Source organism: Nonomuraea soli (assembly GCF_013761175.1).
Taxonomy (GTDB): domain Bacteria; phylum Actinomycetota; class Actinomycetes; order Streptosporangiales; family Streptosporangiaceae; genus Nonomuraea; species Nonomuraea soli.
Map to the genome: position 1 here is coordinate 675552 of NZ_JACDUR010000004.1, position 17629 is coordinate 693180.

A 17629-nucleotide genomic window follows, 5' to 3' on the forward strand; every position below is an offset into this window, starting at 1 on the left:
TCTGGGAGGGTAACGATGCGGACCATTGTGGTGGCGGGCGCGACCGGGAACCAGGGTGGCGCGGCCGTCGAGGCGCTGTTAGCCGGTGGGTGGCGGGTGCGGGCGCTTACGCGTGACGTCGAATCGGGGAAGGCCAGGGCGCTGGAGGGAAAGGGGGCGGAGGTCTGGGAGGGTGACTTCGGGCGGCCGGACACTCTGGTGAGGGCGTTCGAGGGGGCCTATGGGGTCTTTTCTGTGCAGACGCGCGGGAAGGCTGAGGTGCGGCAGGGTGTCGCGGTGGCCGAGGCTGCCAGGAGGGCAGGCGTCGAGCATCTCGTCTATACGAGCGTCGGGGGCGTCGAGCGTGTGCGCGGGATCCCGCATTTCGATACGAAATGGGAGATCGAGCGACACATCGTCGCCAGCGGCCCGCCGTACACGTTTCTGCGGCCCTCGACCTTCATGGAGACGTTCGCGGTGAAGGGCGCGGGGATCGGGCTGTCGATGATGGCGGCGACGCTGGGGGAGCACGGGACGCTGCAGATGGTGGCGGCGCGTGACATCGGGGTGTTCGCGCGGATCGCCTTCGACAAGCGGCTCGTCGGCCAGAGCCTGGAGTTGGCCGGCGACGAGCTGACCGTGCCGCGCATCGGCGAGATCGCGGGCGTGCCGTACAGGAAGATCCCCAGGAGCCTGCTCAGGCTCATGGGGAAGGAGGGCCGGATGTTCTTCTGGTTCGCCGAGTCGGGCTATCAGGCGGACATCGCGGCCCTGCGTGCGCTGCACCCCGGCCTGCTCACGTTCGGAGCGTGGCGCGAGGAGCAGCGCAGCGTCTGACGGACCTTGACCTGGACCTTGTCCTCGGTGCGGTGCATGGAGGAGCTGCGCAGCGTCGGTCCCGTCTCGGTGCGGCGCGTGCAGCAGGTGCGCCGCGTCCGACGGGTCTCGGTGCGGCGCGTGCAGCAGGTGCGCCGCGTCCGACGGGTCTTGGTGTGGCGTGCGCAGCAAAGGCGCCGCGTCCGACGAGCCCCGGTGCCGCGCGTGGAGCGGCGGCGCAGCACCTGGCGGGCCTCAGTGGTCGTGGGCGTGGTCGTGCTCTTCGTCTTCGTCCTCGGGACCGTCGGACGGCTCGACACCCAGCACGGCCTCGCGCGGCTCCACCTCGTCGATGTGCTCGACCAGGCCGAGCACGTGGTCGGGCTCGATGAGCCACTGCAGTGCGGTCGCGCCGGTCTCGTCGGCGCTCACCAGCTCGGCCTGCTCCTTGCGCTCCTCGTCGGTGAGGTCGGCCTCCGGGTGGTGGATCTCCTTCAGGGCCGCGGCCTGAAGCGCGTCGACGTCGATCACCTCGACGGTCAGCTCCACAGTCAGGCGCAGGAACTTCGGTTCATCACTCATGGTTCCAGAGCCTAGGGCAGTTTCCAGTCGACGGGGGCGGCGCCTTGCTGGACGAGTAGCTGATTGGACCGGCTGAACGGGCGCGAGTTGAAGAATCCGCTGCGTGCCGACAGCGGCGACGGGTGGGCGGACTCCACCAGGGGGACGCCGCCGAGCATGGGGGCGAGGTTGCGCGCGTCGCGCCCCCACAGGATGGCGACCATGGGCTTGCCGCGCCCGACCAGCGCCTTGATCGCCTGCTCGGTGACCTGCTCCCAGCCCTTGCCGCGGTGGGAGGCGGGCTTGCCCGGCATGACGGTGAGCACCCGGTTGAGCAGGAGCACGCCCTGCTCGGTCCACGGGGTGAGGTCGCCGTTGGAGGGAGCGGGGTGACCGAGGTCGGCCATGTACTCCTTGTAGATGTTGACGAGGCTGCCCGGCAGCGGGCGCACGTCGGCGGCGACGGAGAACGACATCCCGATGGGGTGCCCCGGCGTCGGGTAGGGGTCCTGGCCCATGATCAGCACCTTGACGTCGTCGAAGGGCTGCTGGAAAGCGCGCAGGACGTGGGGGCCGGAAGGGAGGTACTGCCGGCCTTCGGCGATCTCCTTGCGGAGGAACTCACCCATGGCGGCGATCTGGTCGGCGACGGGCTCCAACGCCTTGGCCCAACCGGCTTCAACGACTTCATGCAGGGGACGAGCGGCCATGGCCGTTCAGCCTAACGGCGAAAGGTACGGCTTGCGCCGGGAACGCCGGGCGCGAGCCGTACCAGAATGATCACAAGGCGGGCTTGCCCGGCTTGAACAGCCACGCGTCGAAGAGGACGTCCAACTGCTGTCCTGAGATTTCCTCGCTCAGACTGATGAAGCGGGCGGTGTCGGCGTTGCCGTACTTGTAGCGCGCAGCCCACTCCCGCAGAATCGAGAAGAACGCCGTGTCGCCGACGGCCCGGCGCAGGACGTGCAGCGTCATCGCGCCCCTGTCGTAGACGGGATCGTGGAAGAGTGCCTCGGGCCCGCCTGGATCGGCGGTCGGCGTCTCCCAGAACGCGTCGTCGGCAGGCACGGCGTAGGCGCGGTCGAACGACGCCTGGAGGGTGCGCGTGCCGAGCCGGTCGAGCCACAACCATTCGCCGTAGGTCGCGAAGCCCTCGTTGAGCCAGATGTCCTGCCAGCGCGTCGGCGTCACCGAGTTGCCGAACCACTGGTGGGCGAGCTCGTGCGCGAGCAGCGACTCGCTCGGCACGACCGGGTAGATCGGCCGGGTCTGGGTCTCCAGCGCGTAGCCGACGTTCGGCTCGTGGTCGATGATGCCGCCGGTCGAGCTGAACGGGTAGGGCCCGAACAGGCCGCTGAAGTAGTCGAGCACGGGCGCGTGCCGTGACGGGAAGCTCCCGGCCTTGCCGGCCATCTTCGGGTCGACGGCGGTGATGGTGCGGTAGCCGCCGATGGAGGCGTCGCCGAGCTCGAACTTGCCGATGGTGACGGTGGTCAGGTAGGAGGCCATCGGCTCGCGGGCGTCCCACACGAACGTCGTGCGCCCGCCGCCGGAGCTCCTGGAGGTCAGGTCGCCGTTGGCGACGGCGACGCGCGTGTCGGGCACGGTGACCGTGAAGCGGTAGGTCGCCTTGTCGGTCATGTGGTGGTTGCCCGGGTACCAGGTCATCGCGCCCTGCGGCTCGTTGGCGTTGTAGACGCCGTCGCTGGTGCGGATCCAGCCGTCGCGCGCGCCGTCGGGGTCGAGCACGTGGGTGGGCTTGCCGTCGTAGCGCACCACGGTGGTGAAGGACTGGCCGGAGGAGAGCGAGGCGCTGACGACCAGTTCGTCTCCGGCGCGCGAGAAGGCCGCCGCCGCGCCGTTCACCGTCACCGAGCGCACTGTCAGGCTCCCGGCCAGGTCGAGGTTGAAGGCGCTCAGAGCCTGGGTGGCGCGGGCGGAGATGGTGGCGGAGGCGGCGAGGGCGTCGGAGCTCGGGTTGTAGTCGAGGGCCAGGTCGTAGTGGAGGGCGTCGTACCCGCCGTTGCCCTGGCCGGGGAAGTAGGGATCGCCCGCGCCTGGGGCGCCGGGCGCGCTTGTGGCGGCGGAGGAGGGGGTGAGGGGAAGGGCCAAGAGTGCTGCTGCCGTCAGCGCGACTATCCGCTTCATGACACTTCTTTCATCGTTCAGGGGGATATGTGTTGCATACACCTCATTGGGGCCGTTGGGAACGGAGGATTTACGAGATTGGCCAGGCCTGGGAGCCTGCCGTACGGCGGAGCGTTGTGCGAGGGCGGCGGCGAGCGCCGGGCCCTCGGCCCCGTCGATCACGGCCCGGTCGGCCTGCGCCCGTCGGACTCGGCGAGTAGCGGGTGCCCGCCTGCCCCCTCGGAAGGCGGGCACCCGCGGGGTTCACTTGACCGAGCCGGCCATCATGCCCTGCACGAAGTACCGCTGGAAGGCGAAGAACAGCACCAGCGGGATGATCAGCGACAGGAACGCGCCGGGCGCGAGGATGTCGACGTTGGTCCCGAACTGCCGCATCTCCGACTGCAGCGCCTTGGTCATCGGCTGGGACTCGGTGTCGGCGAAGACCAGGGCGATGAGCATGTCGTTCCACACCCACAGGAACTGGAAGATCCCCAGCGACGCGATCGCCGGCTTGCCCAGCGGGAACACGACACGGGCGAAGATCTTCCACTCGGGTGCGCCGTCCATGCGGGCGGCCTCCAGGAGCGAGGCGGGGATGCCCACGAAGAAGTTGCGCAGCAGGAAGATCGCGAACGGCAGGCCGAAGGCGACGTGGAAGAGCACCACGCCCGGGATCGAGCCGAAGATGCCCAGCCCGCCGTAGAGCGAGGCGATGGGGATCAGTGCGATCTGGATGGGCACGATGAGCAGCCCGACCACGATGAGGAAGAGCAGGTCGCGTCCGGGGAAGTCCATCCAGGCGAAGGCGTAGGCGGCCATCGCCGCGATGCCGATCACCAGGATCGTGGTGGGCACGGTGATGAGGACCGTGTTCCAGAACGACGAGGTGAAGCCGGTCGCCAGCAGGCTGCTGTAGGCCTGGAAGGTGAGGTCGGCGGGCTTGGTGAAGACGGTCCACCAGCCCTCCGCGGCGTTGACGGTCTCGTCGCGCAGCGAGACCACCAGCAGGCCGAGGGTGGGCACCAGCCAGAACAGCCCGATGAGGATCATCACGACCTGGACCAGTCCGCTGCCCAGCAGATCCACGATCCTGCTCAGGCCGCCGCGCTTGATCTCGCCGGCGTGGGCGCCGGTGCTGCTCATGTGTCCTCCCTCCGGAAGCGCCGGATATTCATGATCATGAACGGCAGGACCAGGATCAGCAGGAAGATGGCGATCGCGCTGCCCATGCCCTGGTTGCCGCCGCCCCCGAAGGACACCCGCCACATCTCCAGGGCCAGCACCATGGCCTCGTCCTGCACGGAGGCCGGGGCGATGATGAAGACCAGGTCGAAGACCTTCAGGGTATTGATGATCATCGTCACGAAGACGACGAGCAGCACGGGCGACAGCAGCGGAACGGTGATCTTGCGGAAGACCTGCCACTCGGTGGCGCCGTCGATGCGGGCGGCCTCCAGCGCGTCACGCGGGATGGCGGCCAGCCCCGCCGCGATCAGCACCATGGCGAATCCCGCCCACACCCAGACGAACGCCCCGATGATGGCCGGAGTGATGAAGGTCGGGCCGAGCCAGGACAACCCGCCGTAGCGGGCGGTGAAGTTCGACTGCGGCAGCCGTACCTCGTAGGCGCCCGAGACGCCCTCGAAGGCGAAGGAGCCGTCGTCGGCGGTCGTGGCCGTGGCCACGACGTTGCCGCCCTGCACGGCCTCCACCGTCATGCCCGGCAGGCCGCGCTCGTTGGGATCGATCTCGCCGTTGCGGCCGCCGCCGCCCGGGGTGAAGTCGAACCAGACGGCGCCCGAAGCGCCGGCCTTTGCGGGCTGCGCGGACTCCGGCAGGGTGCCCGCCTTGATGCCGACGATGGGGATGAGCGCGGGCTGACCGGTCGCGACGACCCCGCCGCCCTCGGCCCGTACGGCATCGCCCTCGCGTGGCCGGGCGTCGGGATAGCCCTGGCTGGAGGAGAAGGTGTCGCCGACGCTGGTCAGGATGGCGTTGGCGACACCCTTGTCCGGGTCCTGCTCGTAGACCAGGCGGAAGATGACGCCCGCGGCCATCAGCGAGACGGCCATCGGCATGAAGACGATCAGCTTGAACGCGGTCGACCACCGGATGCGCTCGGTCAGCACGGCGAAGATCAGGCCGAGTGTGGTGACCAGGATGGGGGCGATGACCACCCAGATCAGGTTGTTCCTGATCGTGGTGAGCATGCTGGCGTCGCTGAAGATCGTCATGTAGTTGCCCAGGCCGACGAAGTCCGACGGCTGGGGCCCCGACAGGCTCCTGACGATGGAGTAGATGATCGGGTAGACCACCCAGACGCCCAGCAGGATCGCGGCGGGCAGCAGGAAGACGTAGGCGAGCGTGGGGGAGGGGCCCAGGCGCCTGCGCCTGCCCTTCACCGCGGTGGGCGCCGCGGGACCCGCGGTCGCCAGCTCAGGGATGGCGGGCTCCTGACTCGTGGAGGGGGTGGCGGGCTCCGGGCTCGTGGAGGGGGTGGCGGGCTCCTGTGGGGTGGGAGGGGTGGCGGGCTCCTGGGTCGTTGCGGGGGTGGTGAGCTCGGGGGACGGCCCGGTGGCGGGCCCGCTCCTCGACGAATCCTGTGAGGAGTCGTCGGAGGGCGGACCCTGGGGGCCGCGCACCTGATCGGTCACGGCTGGTTCCTTCCGGGGGCTAGTTCTTCCAGGCCTTCTTGGCTTCCGCCTCGAGCTGCGTCTGGATGTTCTTCACGTCCGAGGGGTTGCGCAGCAGGTCCTGCAGGAGCTTCCACTCGCCCTTGCCGTCGGTGCCGCCGAAGGCGCTGGGCGCCAGGTCGGACATGTCGTAGCGGACCGTCTCACCGGCGCTGATGATCGTCTGGCCGAGCTGCTTGGTCAGCGGGTCCGGGTAGTTGTCGGGCGAGACGTTGCGGTTGGGCGACAGGTAGCCGGGCAGCTTGGCCCAGACCTCGCCGCCCTCCTTGGAGGCCAGGAACTCCAGCAGCGCCTGGGCGCCGGGGGAGTCCTTCAGCACCACGGCGATGTCGCCGCCGAGCACGACCGGGGCGGTGTCGCCGATCTTCGGGAAGGGGAAGGTCTTGGCCTCCTCGCCGACCTTGGCGCCGGACTCGACGGCCGAGACCGCCACGAAGTCCGCCTCGATGACCATGGCCGCCTTCTTCTGGCCGTAGACCTGGGTGACGCAGGTCGGGAAGTCCGTCTGGAGCGCTCCGCTGGAGCCGCCGTTGACGAACTCCTTCTTGCTGAACAGCTCGCCCATGCGGGTCAGTGCCACGCCGACGGACTCGTCGGTCCAGGGGATCTCGTGCTTGGACAGCTGGTCGTACTTCTCGGGACCCGCGGTCGACAGGTAGACGTTCTCGAACAGGTCGGTCAGCGTCCAGCCGGAGGCGCCGCAGAAGGAGAAGGGCGCGGTGCCGGAGTCGGCGATGGTCTGGGCGGCGGTGACGAGCTCCTGCCAGTTGGTCGGGGGCTGCACGCCGGCCTCGTCGAAGGCGCTCTGGCGGTACCAGACCAGCGACTTGTGCGCCGCCTTGACCAGCACGCCGTACGGCTTGCCGTCGGCCGAGCCGAGCTCCTTCCAGTAGTCGGTGTAGTTCTCGTCGAGCTGCTTGACCACCGCGTCGCCGAGCGGCTTGAGGGCGTCCTGGTCGGCGTACTGCTGCACGAGGCCGGGCTGGGGCAGGATCGCGACGTCGGGCGGGCTGCCGCCCTGGATGCGCGGCCCGAGGTAGGCGCCGGTGTCCTCGCCGGTGGAGGCGTAGGTGACCTGGGCGCCGGTCTTGTCGGTGAAGGCCTTCAGCACCTGCTCGAAGTTCTTCTGCTCCTCGCCGGTCCACTTCGCGGCGACCTCGATCTTCACCCCCTCCAGCGTCTTGCCGCCGGCGGCCGCCGAGGGGGAGCCGCCCGCCTGGGTGGGGGTGGTGGTGGGGGCGTTGCCGCAGGCCGCGAGGGCGATCGCGAGTCCGGCGGCGGTCAGTGCCTTGCGCATGAATGCCTCACTGGGTTTTGAGCACCTCGGAGAGTTCCGCCTTCAACGAGGCCGCCACGTCCGCGGCGGACTCCGTGTACGGCGGAGCAAGCGCCTTGGCGACGTTGCTGGCGATGACCAGGCTCAACTGGTTGTAGTTGGCGCTGGCCGGCCGCCGCTCGGCCGCCAGGATGCTCTCCTTGAGCACGGGCAGGTAGGGGAATCGTTCGATCAGCCCGGGATCGTCGTAGAGCTCGGTCCACACCGGCGGGAAGGAGCCGTCGGTCAGGACTCTGCGCTGGTTGTCCAGGCTGGTGAAGTAGTGGATGAAGGCCTGGGCGGTCTGCTGGTGACGCGAGTGGGCGCTGATGGCCAGGTTGTTGCCGCCCAGCACGCTCGGCCCTGGTAGCCGGGTGACGGCGAACTTGCCGCGGACCGCCGAGCCGGGCGCGGTGGCGGGGCCGTAGGCGTGCGGCCAGTTGCGCATGAAGGCCAGCCGTCCCTGCTGGAAGGCCAGCCGGGACTCCTCCTCCTTGAAGCTCAGCGACTCCTGGGGGATCCAGCCTTCGCGCAGGCCCTGCACGAGGTAGTCGAGCGCGGTGGTGGCGGTCCCGGTCTCCAGCGTGACCTGGGTGCCCTCGGGGTCGAGGATCCGGCCCCCGGCCGCCTGGACCGCCTCGGAGAAGTTCACGGTCAGGCCCTCGTAGGCCAGGAACTGGCCCGCGTAGCCGCCGATCGTGTGCTTCTTGCGGATGCCCACGGCCTGCCGCCGCAGCTCCGCCCAGGAGGCGGGCGGCTTGGCGACCAGGTCGGTGCGGTAGTAGAGCAGTCCCGCGTTGCTGGTGTACGGCACCGCCCAGAGCTTGTCGCGGTAGATCGCGGTCTCGACGACGGGCGGCAGGAACCTGTCGAGGGGGAAGGCCCCGCGCTCCAGGGGGATGATCCAGCCGTTGTCGGCGAACTCCGCGGTCATGGTGACGTCCAGGCCGAGCACGTCGTACCTGTCGCTCTTGGACTGCAGGTTGGCGGCCATCTGGGCACGTTGCTCGTCGGCCGCCTCCGGCAGTTCCAGCAGCGTCACCTTCTCGGCCGGGTGGGCCTGGTTCCAGCGGTCCAGCAGGGGTTGCAGGTACGCCGTGGTGTCGCGGCCGGTGGCGAAGGTGATCGGTCCGGTCCCGCTCGTCCGGCCGTCGGTGTCGGAGGCGCCCGCGCCCGCGCATCCCGTCACCGCCAGGAGCACGGCGACGGTGAGCAGCGAGCGAAACACCGGTTACCTCCGCATTACATACGTGTTAGGTAGATGCATTCATGTTATGCACACCCGTAAACTGGCAGTCAACGGACCGTCCGGTAACGCCTGCGTAACAGGGGAGGTGCGGCGTGCGGTTGCACCTTCTGGCACTGCTCGCCAAGGAGCCCGCTCACGGCTACGAGCTGAAGCAGGCTCTGGAACAGACCTTCGGCGCCGCGTACCCCTCCCCGAATATCGGCCAGATATACGTGACCCTGGCTCGCCTCGAGAAGGACGGCCTGGTCAGAGCCGTCGACGTCGAGCAGTCCAACCGGCCGAACAAGAAGGTCTACTACCTCACCGCCACGGGCAGGGAAGCGCTCACGACCTGGGTGGAGGAGCCCACCGAGGGCCCGCGGGTGCGTGACGAGTTCTACATGAAGCTGGTCCTGGCCCCGCTGACCGGCATCGCCGACCGCATGGCGCTGATCAGCCGCCAGCGGCGCCACTACCTTGGTCTGATGCGCGAGCTCAACGAGGTGATGGAGCGCAGCGAGTCCACGGTCGCCCGGTTGCTGGTCGAAGGGGCGATGCTGCACCTCCAGGCCGATCTCGACTGGCTCGAACGCTGCCAGGAGGAGTTGTGCTGAAGGCACACAACCTGGTCAAGATCTACGCCGCCTCCGGTGTGCCCGTGCATGCCGTACGAGGCCTGGACCTGGAGATCGAGGCGGGAGAGTTCGTCGCGATCATGGGGCCGTCCGGTTCCGGCAAGTCCACGCTCATCCACATGCTCGGCGGCCTCGACCCGCGCACCAGCGGCGAGATCTGGCTCGACGGCAAGCGTGTCGACACGCTCTCGGAGAGCGGCTGGGCGCTGCTTCGCCGCAAGAAGGTGGGCTTCGTCTTCCAGGGCTTCAACCTGGTCGCCAACATGACCGTCGCCGACAACGTCGAGCTGCCCGCCCTGCTGGCCGGCACCTCCCCGCGCGAGGCGCGCGAGCGCCGCGAGCAGCTCCTCGACAAGCTGAGCCTGAGCGACCGCGCCGAGGCCTCGCCCGGCCAGCTGTCAGGCGGCGAGCAGCAGCGGGTGGCCCTGGCCAGGGCGCTGGCCAACCGGCCGGCGCTGCTGCTGGCCGACGAGCCGACCGGCAACCTCGACAGCCGCAACACCCGCGACGTGCTGCGCCTGCTCGGCGAGGTGCACCGGGGCGGCCAGACGATCGTCATGGTGACCCACGACGCCCGCGTGGCGGCGCTGGCCGACCGGGTGGTGTCGCTGCTCGACGGCGAGATCGTCGACGACGGCCGCATCCCGAGACGCAAGATCGCCGGCGCCGGCGAGGTCATCGACCTCCGATGAGAAACCCTCGATGAGAGACCTGCGACGAGACCTGCGACGAGACCTGCGATGAGAGACCCCCGATGAGCCGCCGCCCATGAGCACCGCACGCGCCGCGACCCGCTGGATCAGCGCCGACCTGCGGGCCAGGAAAGGCCAGGCGGCGCTGACGGTGCTGGCCGTGGCGGGCATCCTCGCGGCCCTGCTGACCGGGGCGACCCTGCTCGAAGAGGGCACCAACCCGTGGCGCTCGCTGTTCGGCCAGACCAACGGCGCGCACATCTGGATCCACACCACCGAGCGCCCCGACGTGTGGCGGCTGCGCGAGCTCGACGGCGTGGCCACCTCCGCGGGGCCGTACCGCTCGGCGCCGGTCACGCTCGTGCAGGACGGCAAGCGGCCGCAGGCGGCGCTGCGCGGCCTGCCCGCCCAGCTCCCCGAGGTGGCCAGACCGCAGGTCCAGGAGGGCAGGTGGCTGAGCTCGGAGCAGCCGGACGGCGCGGTGGTCGAACGTTCCTTCGCCAGGGCGTCGGGCCTGCGGCTGGGCGCGCCGCTGACCCTCAACACGGTCGGCGGCTCGCGCCAGGTGCTCTACGTGCGCGGCATCGCCGACTCGGCCGAACAGGGCTTCTATCCCGAGTGGACCCCCGGGCTGATCTGGGTGCTGCCCAGCACGCTCGACAGGATCGAGCCCAAGCACGAGCTCAGCGAGTGGGTGACGGGGCTGCGGCTCGCCGACGCCGACGCCACCCAGGTGGTGTCGCAGCGGGTGCTGGTCGAGCTGCGGCAGGTGGAGCGCGTGTACACCTGGCGCGAGGTGCGGGCGGCGATGGAGCTCGACAACCGGCTGCTGGGCACCCTGCTGGCGCTGTTCGGCGTGGTCGGGCTGGTCGCCGCGGCGCTTGCGCTGGCCAACGCGGCGGGCGGGCGCGTGCTCGGCCAGCTGCGCGATCTGGCGACGCTCAAGTCGCTCGGCTTCACGCGCGGCCAGGTGGCGCTCCTGCTGGTGGCGGAGCACGGCGCGCTCGGCCTGCTCGGCATCGGCATCGGCCTGGCCGCCGGCTGGGTGCTGCCGGTGGTGTTGCTGGGCGCCGGAGCGGCCGCGCCGCTGCCGGTGCTGGCCATCGGGGCGGGCGCCGCGCTCGTGGTGCTGGCCGCGGTCGGCCTGCCCGCCTGGCGCGGCGGGCGCACCCCGCCGATCCCGGCCGCTCCCGCCGCGCCGCCCAGGGGCCACCTGTCGCGGCTGGCCAGGCTGGCCCTGCTCGTACGGCTGCCGCCCGCGCTGGTGCTCGGCACCCGCGACGCCTTCACCCGCCGGGTGCCGGCTTTCCTGACGGCTTTCGGGCTGGCCGTGCCCATGATGATGATCACGATCGGGCTGGGGGTGTGGGCGACGCTCGACGGTTTCCTGAAAAATCCTGAGCAGGTGGGTCAGAGCGCGGCCCTCATCGTCAAGACCGGCAAACTCACCCAGGGCCAGGCCGAGGAACTGATCGCCCGCGAACCCGGCGTCGAACGTTCCTACCCGGGCAGCACCGTCAACGCCCTGGCCCCAGGCGAGGCCCGCTCGGTCCAGGTCAGGGCCATCGGCGGCTCCCGCGAGCCGTACCCCTATCCGGTGGCGGAAGGGCGCGGCTACAGCCAGCCCGGCGAGGGCGTGGCAGGGCAGGGTCTGCTCGACCTGCTCGGCGTGAAGATCGGCGACCGGGTGCGCCTGACCGTGGGCGGCAGCCCGCTCATCGTCCGCATCGTGGGCCGGGTGGTCGAGCCCGACCTCGACGGCCAGGTGCTGTCGGTCGGCCTCGACACGCTGGAGGCCAAGGACAGCGTGCCGCCCGGCTACCACGCGCTCGTGCTGAAACCGGGCGCCGATCCCGGCGAGGTGCGGCTGCGCCTGCTGTCGGCCTCGCAGGAGGGTCTCGACGTGCAGCGGGTCGTCAACCCGGCCGAGCGGCTCGGGGTGCTCAGGCCGGTCATCGCCGCGCTGATCGCGGTGCTCGCCCTGATCGGGCTGGCCAACCTGCTCACCGCCATCGGCCTCGGCCTGCGCGACCACGCCTCCGACCTGGCGGTGCTCAAGGCGATGGGGCTCACGCCCCGCCAGGTCACCGCGACCCTCGTGACGGCGACCGGGCTCCTGGTGGTGGCCGGGGTGCTGACCGGCACCGCCGTGGGCGCCGCCACCGTGACCGGGCTGATCGACCTGCAGGGCCACACCAGCGGTGTCGGGGCGGGCATCGGGCGACCGCCCGCCGCGGCCACCCTGGTCGTGACGGTGCTCGCGGCCGTGAGCGCGGCCCTCGCGGTGGCCCTGATCCCGGCCCGCCGCGCCGCCCGCGCCCACGTCACCACCGCCAGGCTCACGCACGGGGTTCCCAGCGGAAGGTCCTGACGGCCACCGCGACGGCCGCGGCGGCGATGGCGGCGCACAACGCCAGCGTCAGCGGCGCCGTACCGACCGGCCCGTCCCACGACAGGCGGATGAGCTGCGAGATCGCGCCGCCCGGCACCAGCAGCTGCGGCAAGGAGACCGCGTCCACCGGGGTGTTGAGCACCCAGAACATGCCGCCGAACAGCAGCAGGTAGACGGGAGCGGTGGTGATCTGGGCGGCCTCGGGCGTGCGGGTGAAGGCGGCGGTGAGGAAGGCGAAGGCGCCCCAGGTGACCGCCGCCGTGAGCGCGGCGGCGAGCAGCAGCAGGGGGCGGCCGGGCAGCTGACCGGCCAGGCCCAGGAAGAGCACGATCTGCAGGAGTGACAGCAGGACCAGCGGCCCGATCAGCCCGGCGACGATCGACGACACCGGGGCGGGCGACGAGCGCAGGCGCTTCAGGTAGAGCTGCTGCCGCCTGCTGGTCAGGGTGGTGGTGCCGGTCAGGAAGACGGTGAAGCCCATCATCATCATGACGTGCAGCACGGTCATCTCGGGGCGTTCGTTGCGTCCGGTGACCAGCATGAGGGCGATGAAGCCGAGCGGCAGCACGGTCGCCATCACGAGGGTGGTGCGGTTGCGGACGATCAGCCGGAGCTCGGCCAGCGCGATAGTGATCATGAGTTCACGTCCTTGAAGATCTCGGCGAGGGAGGCTTCGGTGGCCGACAGCTGCTTGAGGGTCTGGCCCTCGGCGTCGGCCCAGGTCAGCAGGCGGTGCAGGTCGGCCTGGAGGCAGCGGGTGCGGATCGTCAGGCGCCTGCCGTCGAGCGCGGCCTCGCCCTCGAAGAGCGGCAGCTTGTCGGGCACGGCGGGCAGCTCGCAGCGGATCCTGGAGGCGTGGGCGCCCACGACCTCCGCCAGCGTGCCGCTGACCGCGATACGGCCCCTGTGCATGATCGCGATCCGGTCGGCCAGTGCCTCGGCCTCTTCCAGGTAGTGGGTGGTGAGCAGGATGCTCCGGCCTCGCTCCAGCAGGTCACGCAGTACCCGCCAGGTGCGCTCGCGCGACTCGGGGTCGAGGCCGGTAGTCGGCTCGTCGAGGAAGAGCAGGTCGGGGTCGGTCGAGATGGCCAGCGCCAGGTCCAGTCTGCGCCGCTCACCGCCCGACAGCTGCTGCACCCGCACGTCGCGCCGGTGGTCCAGGTCCACCTCGGCCAGGGGGTCGGCGGGTCCCTGACGCCCGGGGTGCAGCCGCTGCCACATGCGCAGCGTCTCGGCGGCGGTCAGCTCGCCGGCGAACCCGGAGTCCTGCAGCATGGTCGCGACCGTCCCGGCCAGGCGGCGCCGGTGGGCGAAGGGGTCCAGGCCCATGACGCGCACCTGGCCCTCCTGGGCCCGGCGGTGACCCTCCAGGGTCTCCAGCGTCGTGGTCTTGCCCGCGCCGTTGGTGCCGAGCAGGGCGAACATCTCGCCCTGGTGAACCCGCAGATCGATGCCGTCGACGGCGACGAAATCGCCGTAGGTGGCCCGCAGTCCCTCTACCTCAACTGGTGTCATGGCCCAAGACTCGCCCGCGCCGCCCACGGCCAGTAGTGCCGGAAGCGGCCGTGCCCGCGTGGCATTGTCACGAGAACCGATGACACATGTCACACGCCCTGGCAGGCACAATCTCCGGTATGCGAGCCTCACCGCTGACCAGACTGCGGCACGTGACGATCTGGACCCTGGCCGGTCCGCCGCTCGTGTTGTGGCCGCTGCTGGTGATGCCCCTCGCCGGCGAGGGCGCGCGAGGGGTGGTCGCGATCGTGCTCGTCACGCTGCTCGTGGTGACCACGATCAGGCTCATGCTGCGGGCCGTGGACATCGTGCGCGGGCGGGGCGCGTGGCTGGAGGCCGTCTCGGGCGGCCTGGCGGCGACGGCGGCGTTCCCGCTGATCCGGCAGATCGGCGACCGGCCCGCCGCGCTGTTCTGGAGCATGGCGGCAGGACTGCTCGCCATGGCGATCGCGCTCCGGCTGCCGCGGGGCCGGCGCGTCCCGGCGATCCTGGCGGCCGCGGTCGCGATCCTGGCGGCCCAGTGGATCAGCGGGTACCCTCCCGCGACGGCCGCGCTGATGGGAGCCTCGGCCCTGGGCACCGCCGCGGGTGTCGGCATGCAGTGGTGGACCTACGAGGTGGCGCAGCGGCTGGAGGATGCCAGGGTGGTGGCGGCGGAGCTGGCCGTGGCCGAGGAACGGCTGCGCTTCGCGGCCGAGCTCCACGACATCCAGGGGCACCACCTGCAGGTGATCGCGCTCAAGAGCGAGCTGGCCGCCCGCGTCGCCGACCGCGACAAGGCCGTCGAGCTGATGCGGGAGGTCCAGGAGCTGGCCCGCGAGGCGCTCACCGACACCCGCGCCGTGGTCGGCGGCTACCGGCAGGTCTCGCTCTCGGTCGAGCTGGCCAACGCGGTCAAGGTGCTCAGGGCGGCGGGCGTGGCGGCGACCGTCACGGCCGACGACGAGGTGGGGGGTACGGCGGGGCGCCTGCTCGGGCTGGTGGCGCGCGAGGCCACCACCAACATCCTCAGGCACTCCCACGCCTCGAGGGCGAGCGTAGTGCTGGCCGTCCAGGAGGGGCATGGCACGCTGACGGTGACGAACGACGGCGCCGAGGAGGCATCCGCGGCGGGGAGCGGCCTGGCCGCCCTGGCCGAGCGGGTGGAGGCGGCGGGTGGACGGCTGAGCTGGGGCAACGAGCAGGGGAGTTTCACGGTGCGGGCTGTGGTGCCGGCATGATCCGGGTGCTGATCGCCGATGACGAGGCGCTGATCAGGGGCGCGCTGGTGGCGCTGCTGGGCCTCGAGGGCGACCTGGAGATCGTGGCAGAGGAGGAGACGAGCACCGGTGCGGTGGCGGCAGCCGTACGCACCAGGCCCGACGTCGCGGTTCTCGACCTGGAGATGCCGCCGGGCGACGGGCTGGTGGCCGCCGAGCAGATCGACGCGCCCGTGGTGCTCGTGACCCGGCACGCGCGGCCGGGGGTGTTGCGGCGGGCGTTGTCCACCGGGGTGCGGGCGTTCGTGCCGAAGACCACGCCCGCGTCGCGGCTGGCGGAGATCATCCGCGAGGTGCACGCGGGCAGGCGGTACGTCGACCCCGACATCGCCGCCTCCGCGCTGACCGAGAACGACTGCCCGCTGACCGCGCGGGAGCTGGAGGTCCTGCGGGCGGCCAGGTCGGGTGAGTCGATCGCGTGGATCTCCGAGCAGGTGCACCTGGCGCCGGGGACCGTCCGCAACTACCTGTCGTCGGCGATGGCCAAGATCGGCGTCTCGTCCAGGCATGCCGCGGCGCAGCATGCCTGGGAGCAAGGCTGGATCTAGAGGTCCTTCAGCGCGAACCAGTAGAAACCGTGACCCGGCAGGGTGAGAAGGTACGGCAGCGAGCCGATCTTCGGGAAGTGCACGCCACCGCGCGCCTCGACCGGCGTCATGCCCTCGAAGCGGCGCAGGTCGAGCTCGACCGGCTGCGGGAACTTCGCCAGGTTGTTCACGCACAGCATCAGGTCGTCGCCCTCCTCCCGCAGGAAGGTGAGCACCGACGAGTTCGACGACCACATCTCCGTGTAGGCGCCCGTGCCGAAGACCGGGTGCTGCTTGCGGATCTGCAGCATGCGGCGCGTGAAGTGCAGCATGGAACCCTCGCTGCGCTCCTGCGCCTCCACGTTGACCGCCTGGAAACCGTAGATCGGATCCATGACCGCGGGCAGGTAGAGCCGTCCCGGGTCCGCGGTGGAGAAGCCCGCGTTGCGGTCGGGGCTCCACTGCATCGGCGTGCGCACCGCGTCGCGGTCCTCCAGCCAGATGTTGTCACCCATGCCGATCTCGTCGCCGTAGTACATGACGGGCGAGCCGGGCAGGGAGAACAGCAGGGCGTGGAAGAGCTCGATCAGGTCGCGGTCGTTGTCGAGCAGCGGGGCCAGGCGGCGCCGGATGCCCAGGTAGGCCCGCATGCGCGGGTCCTTGGCGTACTCGGCGTGCATGTAGTCGCGCTCTTCCTCGGTGACGGTCTCCAGGGTGAGCTCGTCGTGGTTGCGCAGGAAGATGCCCCACTGGGCGGTGTCGGGAAGCTTCGGCGTGCGCGACATGATCTCCGAGATCGGCTCGCGCGACTGCTTCTTGACCGCCATGTAGATGCGCGGCATGAGCGGGAAGTGGAAGGCCATGTGGCATTCGTCGCCGCCCACGGTCGGGTCGCCGAAGTACTCGACCACGTCCTCCGGCCAGCCGTTGGCCTCCGCGAGCAGCACCCGGTCGGGATAGAGCCTGTCGACCTCGGCCCGCACCTTGCGCAGGTAGGCGTGGGTCTCGGGCAGGCCGCTGCAGGAGGTGCCCTCCCGCTCGAACAGGTACGGCACGGCGTCGAGCCGGAAGCCGTCGATGCCCAGGTCGAGCCAGAAGCGCAGCACCTCCAGCATCGCCTCCTGCACCGCCGGATTGTCGTAGTTGAGATCCGGCTGGTGGTGGAAGAACCGATGCCAGTAGTACTGCTTGCGCACCGGGTCGTAGGTCCAGTTGGACTCCTCCGCCCCGATGAAGATGATCGGCGCGTCCGGATAGCCGGTGGGCTCGTCGGCCCACACGTAGAAGTCGCCGTAGGGCCCCTCGGGATCGTGGCGCGAGGCCTGGAACCACGGGTGCTTGTCACTGGTGTGGTTCATCACCAGGTCGGTGATGATGCGCAGGCCGCGCGCGTGCGCCGACTCGATGAGCTGCACGAAGTCGGCCAGGTCGCCGAACTCGGGCAAGATCTTCATGTAGTCGGAGATGTCGTAGCCGCCGTCACGAAGCGGCGACTCGTACAACGGCAGCAACCACAGGCAGTCGACTCCGAGCCACTGCAGGTAGTCGAGCTTGCTGGCGAGACCCTTGAGGTCGCCGGTTCCGTCTCCGTTGGAGTCCTTGAACCCCCGGACCAGCACCTCGTAGAACACCGCCCGCTTGTACCAGCTGGGGTCCTCCCACTTGAAGGACTCACCGACGGATGGGTTGGTCATATGACGCTCACAGAAGGAGATGTGGGCAGGACGAAGTCACCGGTTCCCCGGCATCAGTTGTGTGGTGACCGCGCCGCTGGAGTCGTCATCCCTGCGCACTCCATGCCCTTTCCGGGGATTGCCCGGATGTTCGCGGCGCTTACGGGCCGAACACTACCAGTCCCCGGGGTATCCGGAACCCGGATCTCGACTT

General features: G+C 70.3%; 16 protein-coding genes. 6 read left to right on the forward strand and 10 right to left on the reverse strand.

Going from position 1 to position 17629, the window contains the following annotated elements:
• The first annotated feature begins 15 nt into the window (after positions 1 to 15).
• Entirely contained in the window at positions 16 to 816 is an 801-nt protein-coding gene (locus HNR30_RS21575; protein ID WP_181611703.1) for an NmrA/HSCARG family protein, read from the forward strand.
• A gap of 234 nt (positions 817 to 1050) precedes the next feature.
• On the opposite strand, the gene HNR30_RS21580 is transcribed toward HNR30_RS21575, so the two are convergent.
• The 7 genes from HNR30_RS21580 to HNR30_RS21610 all read right to left on the reverse strand — a co-directional run bounded on the left by HNR30_RS21580 (position 1051) and on the right by HNR30_RS21610 (position 8722).
• A complete protein-coding gene (locus HNR30_RS21580) occupies positions 1051 to 1377 on the reverse strand; it encodes a hypothetical protein (RefSeq protein WP_181611704.1) in 327 nt (108 codons plus the stop codon).
• Between the two features lie 11 nt (positions 1378 to 1388).
• A complete protein-coding gene (locus tag HNR30_RS21585; RefSeq protein WP_181611705.1) occupies positions 1389 to 2066 on the reverse strand; it encodes a uracil-DNA glycosylase in 678 nt (225 codons plus the stop codon).
• Positions 2067 to 2136: 70 nt separating this feature from the next.
• On the reverse strand, positions 2137 to 3504 hold the full coding sequence (locus HNR30_RS21590; RefSeq protein WP_181611706.1) for a M1 family metallopeptidase: 1368 nt from the start codon (positions 3502 to 3504) through the stop codon (positions 2137 to 2139).
• A 243-nt stretch (positions 3505 to 3747) separates the two neighbouring features.
• The gene (locus HNR30_RS21595; protein ID WP_181611707.1) at positions 3748 to 4629 is read right to left on the reverse strand and encodes a carbohydrate ABC transporter permease; all 882 of its coding nucleotides are present in this window, start codon (positions 4627 to 4629) and stop codon (positions 3748 to 3750) included.
• Positions 4626 to 5888, reverse strand: coding sequence for an ABC transporter permease subunit (locus HNR30_RS21600; protein ID WP_312894586.1), 1263 nt, complete (start codon positions 5886 to 5888; stop codon positions 4626 to 4628). Before HNR30_RS21600 ends, HNR30_RS21595 begins: the two co-directional genes overlap by 4 nt.
• Positions 5889 to 6159: 271 nt before the next feature.
• Positions 6160 to 7476 carry an ABC transporter substrate-binding protein gene (locus HNR30_RS21605; RefSeq protein ID WP_181611709.1) on the reverse strand — a complete coding sequence of 439 codons (1317 nt, stop codon included), beginning with the start codon at positions 7474 to 7476 and terminating at the stop codon, positions 6160 to 6162.
• A gap of 7 nt (positions 7477 to 7483) precedes the next feature.
• Positions 7484 to 8722 carry an ABC transporter substrate-binding protein gene (locus HNR30_RS21610; protein ID WP_181611710.1) on the reverse strand — a complete coding sequence of 413 codons (1239 nt, stop codon included), beginning with the start codon at positions 8720 to 8722 and terminating at the stop codon, positions 7484 to 7486.
• Positions 8723 to 8835: 113 nt separating this feature from the next.
• Here HNR30_RS21610 and HNR30_RS21615 point away from each other — a divergent pair, with 113 nt between their 5' ends.
• From HNR30_RS21615 to HNR30_RS21625, 3 genes are all read left to right on the forward strand, one after another.
• Positions 8836 to 9336, forward strand: a complete 501-nt coding sequence (locus tag HNR30_RS21615; protein ID WP_181611711.1) for a PadR family transcriptional regulator — start codon at positions 8836 to 8838, stop codon at positions 9334 to 9336.
• The gene (locus tag HNR30_RS21620) at positions 9330 to 10049 is read left to right on the forward strand and encodes an ABC transporter ATP-binding protein (RefSeq protein WP_312894552.1); all 720 of its coding nucleotides are present in this window, start codon (positions 9330 to 9332) and stop codon (positions 10047 to 10049) included. Before HNR30_RS21615 ends, HNR30_RS21620 begins: the two co-directional genes overlap by 7 nt.
• A 76-nt stretch (positions 10050 to 10125) precedes the next feature.
• Positions 10126 to 12420 (forward strand): ABC transporter permease, encoded by a 2295-nt coding sequence (locus HNR30_RS21625; RefSeq protein ID WP_181611712.1) that lies wholly within the window; start codon positions 10126 to 10128, stop codon positions 12418 to 12420.
• On the opposite strand, the gene HNR30_RS21630 is transcribed toward HNR30_RS21625, so the two are convergent.
• Entirely contained in the window at positions 12389 to 13078 is a 690-nt protein-coding gene (locus HNR30_RS21630) for an ABC transporter permease (RefSeq protein ID WP_181611713.1), read from the reverse strand. The genes HNR30_RS21625 and HNR30_RS21630 overlap by 32 nt on opposite strands.
• Complete coding sequence (locus tag HNR30_RS21635; RefSeq protein WP_181611714.1) at positions 13075 to 13956, reverse strand: ABC transporter ATP-binding protein; 882 nt, start codon at positions 13954 to 13956, stop codon at positions 13075 to 13077. Before HNR30_RS21635 ends, HNR30_RS21630 begins: the two co-directional genes overlap by 4 nt.
• 152 nt (positions 13957 to 14108) lie before the next feature.
• On the opposite strand from HNR30_RS21635, the gene HNR30_RS50230 reads away from it, so the two are divergent.
• Positions 14109 to 15176: a sensor histidine kinase gene (locus HNR30_RS50230; RefSeq protein ID WP_181611715.1), complete on the forward strand. Its 1068-nt coding sequence runs from the start codon at positions 14109 to 14111 to the stop codon at positions 15174 to 15176.
• On the forward strand, positions 15173 to 15763 hold the full coding sequence (locus HNR30_RS21645; RefSeq protein WP_181611716.1) for a response regulator transcription factor: 591 nt from the start codon (positions 15173 to 15175) through the stop codon (positions 15761 to 15763). The genes HNR30_RS50230 and HNR30_RS21645 overlap by 4 nt, the downstream gene beginning before the upstream one ends.
• Here the strand turns inward: HNR30_RS21645 and treS are convergent.
• A complete protein-coding gene (treS, locus tag HNR30_RS21650) occupies positions 15760 to 17436 on the reverse strand; it encodes a maltose alpha-D-glucosyltransferase (protein ID WP_181611717.1) in 1677 nt (558 codons plus the stop codon). The two genes, HNR30_RS21645 and treS, sit on opposite strands and share 4 nt — an antisense overlap.
• Between the last annotated feature and the right edge of the window lie 193 nt (positions 17437 to 17629).

Bases quoted from the DNA above. Each gene is read 5' to 3' on its own strand.
- HNR30_RS21605 (WP_181611709.1), bottom strand. From the start codon at position 7,476: ATGCGCAAGGCACTGACCGCCGCCGGACTCGCGATCGCCCTCGCGGCC.
- HNR30_RS21590 (WP_181611706.1), bottom strand. From the start codon at position 3,504: ATGAAGCGGATAGTCGCGCTGACGGCAGCAGCACTCTTGGCCCTTCCC.
- HNR30_RS21635 (WP_181611714.1), bottom strand. From the start codon at position 13,956: ATGACACCAGTTGAGGTAGAGGGACTGCGGGCCACCTACGGCGATTTC.
- HNR30_RS21575 (WP_181611703.1), top strand. From the start codon at position 16: ATGCGGACCATTGTGGTGGCGGGCGCGACCGGGAACCAGGGTGGCGCG.
- HNR30_RS21630 (WP_181611713.1), bottom strand. From the start codon at position 13,078: ATGATCACTATCGCGCTGGCCGAGCTCCGGCTGATCGTCCGCAACCGC.
- HNR30_RS21585 (WP_181611705.1), bottom strand. From the start codon at position 2,066: ATGGCCGCTCGTCCCCTGCATGAAGTCGTTGAAGCCGGTTGGGCCAAG.
- treS (WP_181611717.1), bottom strand. From the start codon at position 17,436: ATGACCAACCCATCCGTCGGTGAGTCCTTCAAGTGGGAGGACCCCAGC.
- HNR30_RS21625 (WP_181611712.1), top strand. From the start codon at position 10,126: ATGAGCACCGCACGCGCCGCGACCCGCTGGATCAGCGCCGACCTGCGG.
- HNR30_RS21645 (WP_181611716.1), top strand. From the start codon at position 15,173: ATGATCCGGGTGCTGATCGCCGATGACGAGGCGCTGATCAGGGGCGCG.
- HNR30_RS21595 (WP_181611707.1), bottom strand. From the start codon at position 4,629: ATGAGCAGCACCGGCGCCCACGCCGGCGAGATCAAGCGCGGCGGCCTG.
- HNR30_RS21580 (WP_181611704.1), bottom strand. From the start codon at position 1,377: ATGAGTGATGAACCGAAGTTCCTGCGCCTGACTGTGGAGCTGACCGTC.